Raw genomic sequence first — 12,578 nt, forward strand, 5'->3', positions numbered from 1 at the left:
AAGCGCTATTCGTCGTCGTATTGCGGGCCCGCATAGTTATCAAAGCGTGACCACTGGCCGTTAAAGGTAAGCCGCACCGTACCGATCGGGCCGTTACGCTGCTTACCGATAATAATTTCTGCGATGCCTTTAAGATCGCTGTTCTCGTGATACACCTCATCACGGTAGATGAACATGATGAGGTCAGCATCCTGCTCGATGGAGCCAGACTCACGCAGGTCGGAGTTCACCGGGCGTTTATCGGCACGCTGTTCCAGAGAGCGGTTAAGCTGCGACAGCGCCACAACAGGCACCTGCAACTCTTTCGCCAGCGCCTTCAGCGAGCGGGAGATTTCGGCAATCTCCAGGGTACGGTTATCCGACAGGGACGGAACGCGCATCAGCTGGAGGTAGTCGATCATGATAAGGCCAATGCCGCCATGCTCGCGGGCAATGCGGCGCGCGCGGGAACGTACTTCCGTCGGCGTCAGGCCGGAGGAGTCATCGATATAGATGTTCCGTTTTTCCAGCAGAATGCCCATGGTGCCGGAGATCCGCGCCCAGTCTTCGTCGTCCAACTGGCCGGTACGAATGCGAGTCTGATCCACGCGCGACAGCGAGGCCAGAGAACGCATCATGATCTGCTCGGAGGGCATCTCCAGACTGAAAATCAAAACCGGTTTATCCTGCAACATCGCCGCATTTTCGACGAGGTTCATCGCAAAGGTGGTTTTCCCCATCGACGGACGCGCGGCGACGATAATCAGATCCGACGGCTGTAGACCCGCGGTCTTTTTGTTCAGATCGTCATAGCCGGTGTTGACCCCGGTTACCCCGTCATGCGGCTGCTGGAACAGTTGCTCGATACGCGAGACGGTGGCGTCCAGCACTTCGGCAATGTTTTTTGGCCCTTCGTCTTTATTGGCGCGGCTTTCCGCGATTTTAAATACCCGGGATTCGGCTAGATCGAGCAGCTCGTCGCTGTTACGCCCCTGCGGATCGAAACCGGCTTCTGCGATTTCATTGGCGACGGAAATCATGTCGCGCACAACCGCACGTTCGCGCACGATATCGGCGTAGGCGCTGATGTTCGCCGCACTTGGGGTATTTTTCGATAACTCGGCCAGATAGGCGAAGCCGCCAACGGATTCGAGCTGTCCCTGTCGCTCCAGCGATTCCGCGAGCGTGATCAGGTCAATCGGGCTGCCCGACTCCTGCAAACGCGCCATCTCGGTAAAGATATGGCGGTGCGGGCGGGTATAGAAATCGTCGGTGACAACGCGCTCGGCAACATCGTCCCAGCGTTCGTTATCCAGCATTAAACCGCCCAACACCGACTGTTCCGCTTCAATCGAGTGCGGCGGGACTTTTAACCCGGCTAACTGCGGATCGCGCTCGCGGGGCTCAGTCTGTTTGTTGAAGGGTTTATTTCCTGCCATAGTGAAGGGAGCCGAGATAGAAATGGGGTCGATATTTTACCATGATTCATAACATTTGCCCCACCCAAATGTCACTGGAGGATAAATGGCAACGCGTATTGAATTTCATAAGCACGGCGGCCCGGACGTTCTCAAAGCGGTAGAGTTTACCCCCACCGCGCCTGGCGATAACGAAGTCCAGGTCGAAAACAAAGCCATTGGTATTAACTATATCGACACCTATATCCGCGGAGGCCTTTATCCGCCCCCGGCTCTGCCAAGCGGACTGGGCACCGAAGCGGCGGGCGTAGTGGTCAAAGTGGGCAGCGCCGTTAAGCATATAAAAGAGGGCGACCGCGTGGTGTATGCGCAATCTGCCCTCGGCGCCTACAGCTCGATCCACAATGTCCCGGCAGATAAAGCCGCCATTCTGCCTGACGCCATCTCCTTTGAGCAGGCCGCCGCCTCCTTCCTGAAAGGGTTAACGGTGTTTTATCTGTTGCGCAAAACCTATGAGATCAAACCCGATGAACAGTTCCTGTTCCACGCGGCCGCAGGCGGCGTTGGGCTGATTGCCTGTCAGTGGGCAAAAGCGCTGGGCGCCAAACTGATCGGCACCGTCGGCAACGCGCAAAAGGCGCAGCGCGCGCTTCAGGCGGGTGCCTGGCAGGTGATCAACTACCGTGAAGAGAGCATCGTTGAGCGGGTGAAAGAGATCACCGGCGGTAAAAAGGTGCGCGTAGTGTATGACTCGGTGGGCAAAGACACCTGGGAAGCCTCGCTGGATTGTCTGCAACGTCGCGGCCTGATGGTCAGCTTCGGTAACGCCTCCGGCCCGGTGACCGGGGTGAATCTCGGCATTCTCAACCAGAAAGGGTCGTTGTTCGCCACTCGTCCTTCGCTGCAAGGCTACATCACCAATCATGACGAACTGGTTGAGGCCAGCAATGAGCTGTTCTCATTGATTGCCAGCGGCGTAATTAAGGTGGATGTGGCGGAGGCGCAGAAATATCCGCTGGCCGATGCGCAACGGGCGCATGAAGTGCTGGAGAGCCGGGCGACGCAGGGGTCGAGTCTGCTGATCCCCTGAATAATTCATGTTGCAGGACAAAACGCTTAAGGCTTTGAACAGCGCTTGCGCTGGCCCCGAAAGGCCGGGTAACGCGACAATTGAATGAACCCTAGGAGCTTACTCAGGTAAGTGACTGGGGTGAATGAAAGCAGTCAACGCATTTGCGGCAGGAATGATAACGGGTCAGAAAGAAATTGGGCTTCCCGGAGGAAGCCCTTTCTTTTTTTAGTTCGGCTGTATGTAGGGTACAGCACGATGAATTCTTTAACGGCGGCAATAGTGACAGATTCGATAACTAAATCCTATTCTGTTCTAAGCAATGCTGCCGTAAAAGTTGCAAGGATGTGACGAACCGCTCAATACCTTAGTAACGAAAGCGGTTATTGCGCTGATAGCGTGGGATTTTTGGCGATTTAATCGCCCGTATCGCCCACACCACCGCCACGGCCAACAGCAACCACGGCAGCAGTTTTAGCATCAGGGCAAACAGCCCACCGATAAACATCACCGCGGTGGCAACCACCAATGCGGCAATGATCCCCAGCAGCGAGACGCCGGTTACCAACAGCATGACAAAAAATCCAATCACAAAAAGTAGTTCCAGCATGGCTCTCTCCAGTAATGCATAACAACGATACGCTGCTATGACTATTACAAGATCCGTGCCAAAAATAAGTGATTGATAGTAAATAAAAACGCCCGGCAATGCGGTGCCGGGCGTGGTGAATTTGACCAGGTTTTAGTGAAAATTATCGCTTGTCTGCCACCAGACGCAGCGCTTGCTCCAGCACCTCGATATCGGCTCCCGCTTTATGGGCGTTTTCACTCAGGTAACGACGCCACTGGCGCGCCCCCGGGATCCCCTGGAACAGACCCAGCATGTGGCGGGTCACGTGGCCCAGATAGGTGCCGTTGCTCAGCTCACGCTCAATGTAGGGGTACATTGCCCGCACCACCGCGACCGGATCGCGATCGGCGCAATCCACACCAAAGATTTCGCGATCGACCGCCGCCAGCACGCCCGGGTTCTGGTACGCCTCGCGGCCCACCATTACGCCATCCATATGCGCTAAATGCGCTTTGGCCTCGTCCAGAGATTTGATACCGCCATTGATCGACATGGTCAGCTGCGGGAAATCACGCTTCAGCTGATAGACACGCGGGTAATCCAGAGGCGGGATCTCACGGTTCTCTTTCGGGCTAAGGCCAGAAAGCCAGGCTTTGCGGGCATGGATGATAAACATGTCGCACTCGCCCTTGCCGGCTACCGTGCCGATAAAGTCGCAGAGAAATTCGTAGCTGTCCTGATCGTCGATGCCGATACGGGTTTTGACCGTCACCGGAATGGAGACCACATCGCGCATCGCTTTCACGCAGTCGGCCACCAGCTGCGCATTGCCCATCAGGCAGGCACCAAACATGCCGTTCTGCACACGATCGGAGGGGCAGCCAACGTTGAGGTTGATTTCGTCGTAACCGCGCTCTTCTGCCAGCTTCGCGCAGTGCGCCAGCGCGGCCGGATCGCTGCCGCCGAGCTGCAAGGCTACCGGATGCTCTTCTTCGCTGAAGGCGAGGTAGTCGCCCTTGCCATGAATAATCGCCCCGGTGGTCACCATCTCGGTATAGAGCAGAGTATGGCGCGACAGCAAACGCAGAAAGTAGCGGCAGTGTCTGTCTGTCCAGTCGAGCATCGGCGCGATGGAAAAACGGTGAGCAGGATAGATGGACGAGTTTTCTGACGACATGGCGAAATTTTAAGCATCTGGTGAAAAGGGGGCGCTACTATAGCACAGATTTGCCGGAGGCAGAGCGCCTCCGGTTCCTGTCAGAACCTCACGCTAAATTGCGCTCCGGCCCCCCAGGTTTCATCCTCGCCGACGATGCCGGTCAGATCGATATGCACGGTGTTAAAGGGGGCGAAGCCCAGCCCGCCGGTAAAGACGTTACTGTCGTTGCCCTTCACGTCACCGCGAAAGCCGCCGCGCACCGCCAGCCAGCCCAGCAGAGAGACCTCTGCCCCTGCCCCGACATACTGCGAATTTTCTTCGCTTTTGAAGCCCCGGGTTTGAGTCAGATCGCCGTCGGCGCTGAGGGTTAACAGGCCGGTATGCCAGGCCACCCCCGCCGTGACCAGAGGGCGGATCTGCCAGGTATCCTGATAACTCACCTCTTGCCCGGTACGCCCGTTGAGAACGCGGATATCGTTGGTATCAATATCGCGGGACAACAGGTTCTGCCCGCTCAGGCCGACCGTCCAGTTTTCACCGAAGTCCACCGCAACGCCGACATCGACGTTAAAACTGGTATCGTCATTGCGGTAACGGCTGCTGTTAAAGTCGCTGCTGTCGTAGGTATAGATGGAGGTGGTGTAGTTGTAGAGCCAGGTTTGTTGCAGTTTTGGCGTCACGCCGACCGAAACCGGCAGGCCGTTGAAATCAAACTGGCGGGCAATCGCCACGCCGTAATCAGAGACGATCGCCGCCCTGCCCTTGGCGATGGAGTTAAGGTTGCGGGTAATCACGTCACTGCCGTTTCGCGCCGCACCCAACGCCATCTGGTTGGTCATCCCCATGCTGCCCTGCAATCTACGAAGAAAATCGATATCCTGCTGGTCGATCTCCGAGCTGACGCGCGCGTGGGCATTGGCCTTAGCGACAAACGCCAGCGACAGCCCCGAGCCGGGAATACTGACGGCGATCCCTGCCCCGGCGTTGCCGTGCGCGGTTTTTCCCTCAAGAAACTCCAGCTGGTCGGCCAGACTGCCTGCGGCACCCTGAAGCTCACTGAGCGTTCCCTGCGGATCGGCCATGATCCTCGCTACGGTCAGATCGTCGATCATCTCCTGATCGGCGCGGATCTCATCGCTGATTTCGTCGATCTTATCCTGCAGATTGTCTTTATCGCTGATTTGCGCCCCCACCGAGGGAAATATAATGGCGACGTCATCTTCCGCCTGGGATTTTGCCAGCAGGGCCGGGTTGATCAATACCCCACTGCTATAATGCGCCGACGCAACGCCAGTCCCACCCATTGCATCGCCGCGTGCTTCCGTCCATGTATTTGCAGCTCCGGCCTGATTAGACAAAAGAAAAGCGGTGGCAATTCCCGCCACAGAAAATTTGAATTTTATTTTCACAGGACACCTGACTTATTGTGGGTGAATAAACCCCGGCAGCTAAATGCCGCGCAGGGGCATACGTCCTTTGTGAAAAAAGTATTAGGCGACGAATTTATCTAAACTTTCGTATTAGATAACTCGTTGATTTTCTTATCTGTTTAAATATGTATAGAACAAGAAATTATTTTTGCCCTGGTTTTCCATCATGAGGTCCAAAAAATTGCGGCGGATGATCGATCCAGCGATCTTCGCGCGTGGCGGCATATACCGGATTCAGCGGATAATAAATTCGGTTATGTTTTTTATTTGCTTCACCCACGACTAATAACCGTACATCTTCACTGGTATTATTAATAAAGGTGTGACAGACCCCCGTCCCGGCAGGAAAACCCACGCTATCCCCCGGCTCCAGCTTCCATAAATAGCCGTTGATCCAGGCTTCGGGATAACCCTCGAGCACAAAGATAAATTCCTCTTCATCGCTTTCGGCATGAGGATAAGAAGTGCGACGTCCGGGCGGCAGACGTTCGTGGTGGATACCGAGGCGGCCAAGCCCCAGCGCACGCGCCAGCGGCGCGCCAATGGAGAAACGCTCTGGGCTGTCAGGATAGGTCGAGTTGTCAGCACCTTCTACTTCACGCCAGTGTCGAATGCAGTCCGGTCTTTTCATCTTTTCATCCCCTGTGGTTTTTCGTCAGGGTAGCACACCCGGTGGATCTCGGCGTTTGGGCCAGAACATGATAAAGTGGCGGTTTGTTATTCCACGTTATTCGAGGTGCAAAATGGAAACGACCACAATGCAGGCACTGTTAGCGCAAGCCGAAAAGCTGTGCGCGCAACGCAATGTGCGCCTGACTCCGCAGCGCCTTGAAGTGTTGCGTCTGCTGAGTCTGCAAAACGGGGCCATCAGCGCCTACGATCTGCTCGACCTGCTGCGCGAAAGCGAGCCTCAGGCCAAACCGCCTACCGTATATCGGGCGCTCGATTTTTTACTTGAGCAGGGCTTTGTACATAAGGTGGAATCGACCAACAGCTATGTGCTGTGCCATCTGTTCGATCAGCCGACCCACACCTCTGCGATGTTTATCTGTGACCGCTGTGGCAGCGTGAAGGAAGAGGGCGCGGAAGGGGTGGAAGATATCATGCATACCCTGGCAGCGAAGATGGGCTTTGCCCTGCGTCACAACGTGATTGAGGCGCACGGCCTGTGCCGTAACTGCGTCGAAGTGGAAGCCTGCCGCCATCAGGAAGATTGCCAGCACGATCACTCTATCCAGCTGAAGAAAAAGCCGCGCTGAGGGCAAAAAAAGGGGCGACCTGTAAGGTCGCCCTGGGCGTACATCCGTGTACCTGCGGGTATAGGTTAATTACCAGCGATAGTTGTTACGGGTTTCCCAGTCACCAACTTCTTTCTCCGCCTGGTCTTTCTCATAACCATAGCGTTCCTGAATTTTACCCACCAGCTGGTCACGTTTACCTTCGATGACGGTCATGTCATCGTCGGTCAGGTCGCCCCACTGTTCTTTCACTTTACCTTTGAATTGTTTCCAGTTACCGCCGACTTGGTCTTTATTCATCATCGATTCCTCTTCGTTCGGTCGTTAAGGTTAAGTTCGTCCTGAAATACGTTTCGTGCTGGACGTGATAATAATTATAGATAAGCCTGCGGCGTTAGGTTTGTTATTCGGAATCTTTTACCATTTGGCAAGGCGAGGCCGCTATGAAAACCAGCTGCCGTTGCGCCAGTGCCTATGCCAGATCCAGCCCAGAGACAGCCCGCGCAGGGCCAGGAACACGCTCAGGGCCAGCCACAAACCATGGTTGCCCAGCCACGGCAGGGTGAAGAGCGTCAGGCCAAACCCGGCAGCGGCCACCGCCATGCTGTTGCGCATCTCCGCCCCGCGGGTGGCACCGATAAACATGCCATCCAGCAGATAGCACCAGACGCCCACCACCGGCAGGATCACCTGCCAGATAAGATAGTGGCTCGCCAGCTCGCGCAGTTCGGGCAGTGAAGTCAGCAGGGCAATGATTTGATCGCCTGCCAGGGCATAGATGAGGGCAAAGGTCAGCGCGACCAGGCCAGACTGACGGCAGGCCGCCCGCCACACTTCCCGCAATTGGCCGCTTTCCCGTGCGCCATAGGCCTGCCCGGAGTGCGCCTCGACCGCATAGGCGAAGCCATCCAGCGCGTAAGCGGTAAAGGTCAGCAAGGTCATCAGCACGGCGTTGACGGCAATAATCTCCGGCCCTAGCCGTGCTCCCATCACCGTCAGCGCCCCGAAGCAGAGTTGCAGCAGCAGCGAGCGCAACATGATGTCGCGATTGAGGGCCAGTAGCTTACGGATGTTGCCGCGCCAGCTCGTTTTCAGCAGCGCCAGCGAAATACCGCGCAGCGCCAATACCCGCCAGACCATCCATAAGCCGATCAACAGGGTGGCGTATTCCGCGATAGCGGTCGCCAGGGCAGCGCCCTGAACATTCATCTTCAGCCCCATCACCAGCCACACATCCAGCACGATATTGAGCAGGTTGCCCACCACCAGCAGGATCACCGGTGCCCGGGCATACTGCACGCCCAACAGCCAGCCGAGCAGCACCAGGTTAGCCAGCGATGCCGGGGCGCTGAGCCAACGGATCTCAAGGAAGCGCCGCGCCTGATGCAGGACGGCCTCGCTACCACCGACAATATGCAGCGCCAGATCGATAAGCGGCGTGCGCAGCAGCACAATCACTAACCCTGCGCCCAGCGCCAGGATCAGCGGCTGCACCAGCGCACGGGCCAGACGCAGCGGATCTTTCGCGCCATAGGCCTGAGCGGTAAGCCCGGTAGTGCTCATGCGCAAAAAGAGCAGCAGCATAAACAGGAAGCTGGTTGCCGTCGCGCCGATGGCGACACCGCCCAGATAGACGGGCGAATCGAGATGACCAATCACCGCTGTGTCCACCAGCCCAAGCAGAGGAACGCTGATGTTGGAGACGATCATGGGAAGTGCAAGACGCCACAACGCCTTGTCTGAAGAAGTCAGGAGAGACATGGAAATGTTCGCCAGAGGCAAGAAAAACAGACTGCGACACTGCCGCAGTCTGTCAGAAAAGCATTATAACCATTCACCGTTGCGGATGACGCCAACCGCCAGGCCTTCGATAGAAAAGTTATTTTCACGCAGGTCGACAACAATCGGGGAAAACTCGCTGTTTTCCGGCAGCAGTTGCACAGTGTTACCCTGCTTTTTCAGGCGTTTAACGGTCACTTCATCATCGATACGTGCGACCACGACCTGCCCGTTACGCACGTCCTGAGTTTTATGGACTGCCAGCAGATCACCGTCCAGAATACCGATATCTTTCATCGACATGCCGCTAACACGGAGCAGAAAGTCTGCGCTCGGTTTAAACATGCCAGGATCGACCTGATAGTGGCCTTCAATATGCTGTTGCGCAAGCAGCGGTTCACCGGCGGCGACACGACCGACGAGGGGAAGACCCTCTTCCGCTTCGACCAGCAGACGAATGCCGCGAGACGCACCGGAGACAATTTCAAGCACACCCTTGCGCGCCAGTGCCTTAAGGTGCTCTTCAGCGGCATTTGGAGAACGGAAGCCCAGACGCTGCGCGATTTCTGCACGCGTCGGCGGCATACCCGTCTGGCCGATATGATCCCTAATGAGATCAAACACCTCTTGCTGCCTGGTCGTTAACGCTTTCATTCCGCCCCCTGGGTGTATATACAGTTATGCTGTGAGTATATACAGCTAAAGGTGATTTTGGAACCACAAACCGCATAAAAAACCAGAGACTTTTGCGGTTTCTGAAGGCTTATCGTAAATGTCCCCAAAGCAGCGTGACCCAGGTAAACAACGCAACGATAATCGCCATCAGCACTGCGGCAGAACCCATATCTTTCGCCCGGCCCGATAGCTCGTGAAAATCAGTGCCGATACGGTCTACTACCGCCTCGATCGCACTGTTCAGAATTTCGACTATCATCACCAACATCACCGAGCCAATCAGTAATACGCGGGTGATGGGATCCACATCCAGCCAGCAGGCAATAATAATCGCCGCGATGACAGCAACACCCTCCTGGCGAAATGCGGCTTCATTGATCCAGGCAGCACGGATGCCTTTCCATGAATAGCCGGCAGCTTTAATGATTCGGGTTAACCCAGTGGTATTATTGGCCATTAAAAGAAACCTTTCTTCGAAAATAGCGTCAGAAACGGTGGTTTAAGCGCCCTGCGCAGCCACCGGAAGTATGACGGGTAACAACAGAAATTTTGCGCGCTTTCTGTTATCCTTGCGCCGCAATTGCATTTTTAACCAGAGGCTTTACATCGTTTATGTCTGGCTGGCCACGAATTTACTACAAATTACTTAATTTACCATTAAGCGTCCTGGTAAAAAGCAAGTCTATTCCGGCGGTTCCTACGCTGGAGTTAGGACTCGATAACTCGCGTCCTATTATGTACGTTTTGCCTTATAACTCGAAGGCCGACTTGCTGACGCTGCGCGCCCAATGTCTGGCGCACGATCTTCCCGATCCGCTGGAGCCGCTGGAGATCGACGGCACCCAACTGCCGCGCTACATCTTTATCCACGGTGGCCCTCGCGTGTTCACCTGGTACACACCGAAAGAAGAGTCGATCAAGCTGTTCCATGACTACCTCGATCTGCACCGCAGCAACCCGCTGCTGGATGTGCAGATGGTGCCTGTGTCGGTCATGTTTGGCCGTCGTCCGGGGCGCGATAAAGGCGAAGAGAATCCGCCGTTGCGCATGCTCAACGGGGTGCAGAAATTTTTTGCCGTCAACTGGCTTGGCCGCGACAGCTTTGTCCGTTTTTCACCGTCAGTTTCACTGCGCCGCATGGCCGATGAACACGGTACGGATAAGACCATCGCCCAGAAGCTGGCACGTGTGGCGCGCATGCACTTTGCCCGTCAGCGTCTGGCCGCGGTAGGCCCACGCCTGCCTGCTCGCCAGGATCTGTTTAACAAGCTGCTGGCCTCAAAAGCCATTGCCCGCGCCGTCGAAGACGAAGCGCGCAGCAAAAAAATCTCCCACGAGAAGGCGCAGCAAAACGCCATCGCCCTGATGGAAGAGATTGCGGCCAACTTCTCCTATGAGATGATCCGCCTTAGCGACCGTATCCTGAGCTTTACCTGGAACCGTCTCTATCAGGGGATTAACGTGCACAACGCCGAGCGTGTGCGGCAGCTTGCCCACGACGGCCATGAGATTGTCTATGTGCCCTGCCACCGCAGCCACATGGACTACCTGCTGCTCTCGTATGTGCTCTATCACCAGGGGCTGGTGCCGCCGCACATCGCTGCGGGTATCAACCTCAACTTCTGGCCAGCAGGCCCGATCTTCCGCCGTCTGGGTGCGTTCTTTATTCGCCGTACCTTTAAAGGTAACAAGCTCTACTCTACCGTGTTCCGCGAGTATCTGGGCGAGCTGTTCAGCCGTGGCTATTCGGTGGAATATTTCGTGGAAGGCGGCCGTTCCCGTACCGGGCGTTTGCTCGATCCGAAGACCGGCACCCTGTCGATGACCATTCAGGCGATGCTGCGTGGGGGTACGCGTCCAATCACCCTGGTGCCGATTTACATCGGTTACGAGCACGTGATGGAAGTGGGCACCTACGCCAAAGAGCTGCGCGGCGCCACCAAAGAGAAAGAGAGCCTGCTGCAGATGCTGCGGGGCCTGAGCAAGCTGCGTAACCTCGGCCAGGGGTATGTGAACTTCGGCGAACCTATGCCGCTGATGACCTACCTGAATCACCGTGTGCCGGAGTGGCGTGAGTCCATCGACCCGATCGAAGCAGTGCGTCCGGCCTGGCTGACGCCAACGGTTAACGCCATTGCCGCCGATCTGATGGTGCGCATTAACAACGCCGGTGCGGCCAACGCCATGAACCTGTGTTGTACCGCCCTGCTTGGCTCTCGCCAGCGTTCGCTTACCCGCGAGCAGCTGACCGAGCAGCTCGACTGCTACCTGAACCTGTTGCGCAACGTGCCGTACGCGGAAGACGCCACGGTGCCGACCGCCAGCGCCAGCGAGCTGCTTGAGCACGCGCTGCAGATGAACAAGTTTGAGGTCGAGAAGGACACCATCGGCGATATCATCATTCTGCCGCGCGAGCAGGCGGTGCTGATGACCTATTACCGCAACAACATTGCGCATATGCTGATGCTGCCTTCGCTGATGGCGGCCATCATCACCCAGCATCGCCAGATCACCCGTAAGGCGCTCCTGGAGCATGTCACCGCCCTTTACCCGATGCTGAAAGCCGAGCTGTTCCTGCGCTGGAACAACGACGAGCTGGCCGAGGTGCTGGATAAGCAGATTGAAGAGCTGACCCGCCAGGGTCTGATTTCGCAGAAAGATGACCTTCTGCTGATCAACCCGTCCCGGGCGCGCACGCTGCAACTGCTGGCGGCAGGCGCACGCGAAACCGTGCAGCGCTACGCCATTACTTTCTGGCTGCTGAGCGCCAACCCGTCGATCAACCGCGGTACGCTGGAGAAAGAGAGCCGCACGCTGGCACAGCGTCTCTCGATGCTGCATGGCATCAACGCGCCGGAGTTCTTCGATAAAGCGGTATTCAGTTCACTGGTGTTAACGCTGCGTGACGAGGGTTATATCAGCGACAGTGGTGATGCCGAGCCTGAAGAGACGATGAAGGTGTACCAGATGCTGGCAGACCTGATTACCTCCGACGTGCGCTTAACGATTGAGAGCGCAACGCAGGGCGAGTCTGCGGTCTGATGCCCGCCCCTCTTCCACCGGGAGAGGGAGCAAACATAAAAAATGGCAGCCTAAAGGCTGTAATGCCAGTCAGTTAAGCCCGATGGATTGTTCCGTTCACCTCATGTTCAGCAGAATATGGCATTACATAACCCGCGAACGTGACAAGGGGGGCCGCCGGGCCCCCCTTGTCAATCCATGCGGCCCCGCAATGAAACCTGTGCTTCGCACTGCGCTCA

12 protein-coding genes are annotated in these 12,578 nt (G+C 56.3%); 3 read left to right on the plus strand and 9 right to left on the minus strand.

The window, feature by feature from the left end; all coding sequences use genetic code 11:
- Positions 1–5 precede the first annotated feature (5 nt).
- On the minus strand, positions 6–1,418 hold the full coding sequence (dnaB, locus tag ACF8PE_RS20330; RefSeq protein ID WP_032615986.1) for a replicative DNA helicase: 1,413 nt from the start codon (positions 1,416–1,418) through the stop codon (positions 6–8).
- Positions 1,419–1,503: 85 nt separating this feature from the next.
- On the opposite strand from dnaB, the gene ACF8PE_RS20335 reads away from it, so the two are divergent.
- The gene (locus tag ACF8PE_RS20335; RefSeq protein WP_032615984.1) at positions 1,504–2,487 is read left to right on the plus strand and encodes a quinone oxidoreductase; all 984 of its coding nucleotides are present in this window, start codon (positions 1,504–1,506) and stop codon (positions 2,485–2,487) included.
- 346 nt (positions 2,488–2,833) lie between these two features.
- Here ACF8PE_RS20335 and pspG read toward each other — a convergent pair whose 3' ends face one another.
- The 4 genes from pspG to ACF8PE_RS20355 form a co-directional block, all read right to left on the minus strand.
- Entirely contained in the window at positions 2,834–3,076 is a 243-nt protein-coding gene (pspG, locus tag ACF8PE_RS20340; protein WP_032615982.1) for an envelope stress response protein PspG, read from the minus strand.
- A gap of 142 nt (positions 3,077–3,218) precedes the next feature.
- Entirely contained in the window at positions 3,219–4,214 is a 996-nt protein-coding gene (gene dusA / locus ACF8PE_RS20345; RefSeq protein WP_117386859.1) for a tRNA dihydrouridine(20/20a) synthase DusA, read from the minus strand.
- An 80-nt stretch (positions 4,215–4,294) separates the two neighbouring features.
- Positions 4,295–5,605 (minus strand): conjugal transfer protein TraF, encoded by a 1,311-nt coding sequence (locus tag ACF8PE_RS20350; RefSeq protein WP_234549391.1) that lies wholly within the window; start codon positions 5,603–5,605, stop codon positions 4,295–4,297.
- A 163-nt stretch (positions 5,606–5,768) separates the two neighbouring features.
- A complete protein-coding gene (locus ACF8PE_RS20355; RefSeq protein ID WP_032615976.1) occupies positions 5,769–6,257 on the minus strand; it encodes a cupin domain-containing protein in 489 nt (162 codons plus the stop codon).
- 112 nt (positions 6,258–6,369) lie between these two features.
- Between ACF8PE_RS20355 and zur the strand changes: the two genes are divergently transcribed.
- A complete protein-coding gene (zur, locus tag ACF8PE_RS20360; RefSeq protein WP_032615974.1) occupies positions 6,370–6,885 on the plus strand; it encodes a zinc uptake transcriptional repressor Zur in 516 nt (171 codons plus the stop codon).
- Between the two features lie 69 nt (positions 6,886–6,954).
- Here zur and ACF8PE_RS20365 read toward each other — a convergent pair whose 3' ends face one another.
- The 4 genes from ACF8PE_RS20365 to ACF8PE_RS20380 all read right to left on the minus strand — a co-directional run bounded on the left by ACF8PE_RS20365 (position 6,955) and on the right by ACF8PE_RS20380 (position 9,775).
- Positions 6,955–7,164 (minus strand): CsbD family protein, encoded by a 210-nt coding sequence (locus ACF8PE_RS20365; protein ID WP_032615972.1) that lies wholly within the window; start codon positions 7,162–7,164, stop codon positions 6,955–6,957.
- Positions 7,165–7,305: 141 nt separating this feature from the next.
- Positions 7,306–8,625 (minus strand): MATE family efflux transporter DinF, encoded by a 1,320-nt coding sequence (gene dinF, locus ACF8PE_RS20370; RefSeq protein ID WP_151583451.1) that lies wholly within the window; start codon positions 8,623–8,625, stop codon positions 7,306–7,308.
- A 63-nt stretch (positions 8,626–8,688) separates the two neighbouring features.
- Positions 8,689–9,297 (minus strand): transcriptional repressor LexA, encoded by a 609-nt coding sequence (gene lexA / locus ACF8PE_RS20375; RefSeq protein WP_032615967.1) that lies wholly within the window; start codon positions 9,295–9,297, stop codon positions 8,689–8,691.
- Positions 9,298–9,406: 109 nt separating this feature from the next.
- Entirely contained in the window at positions 9,407–9,775 is a 369-nt protein-coding gene (locus ACF8PE_RS20380) for a diacylglycerol kinase (protein WP_032615965.1), read from the minus strand.
- 155 nt (positions 9,776–9,930) lie between these two features.
- Here ACF8PE_RS20380 and plsB point away from each other — a divergent pair, with 155 nt between their 5' ends.
- A complete protein-coding gene (plsB, locus tag ACF8PE_RS20385) occupies positions 9,931–12,360 on the plus strand; it encodes a glycerol-3-phosphate 1-O-acyltransferase PlsB (RefSeq protein WP_117386856.1) in 2,430 nt (809 codons plus the stop codon).
- Positions 12,361–12,578: the final 218 nt, after the last annotated feature.

Source organism: Leclercia sp. GLN_9, from assembly GCF_043105735.1.
Taxonomy (GTDB): domain Bacteria; phylum Pseudomonadota; class Gammaproteobacteria; order Enterobacterales; family Enterobacteriaceae; genus Enterobacter; species Enterobacter adecarboxylatus.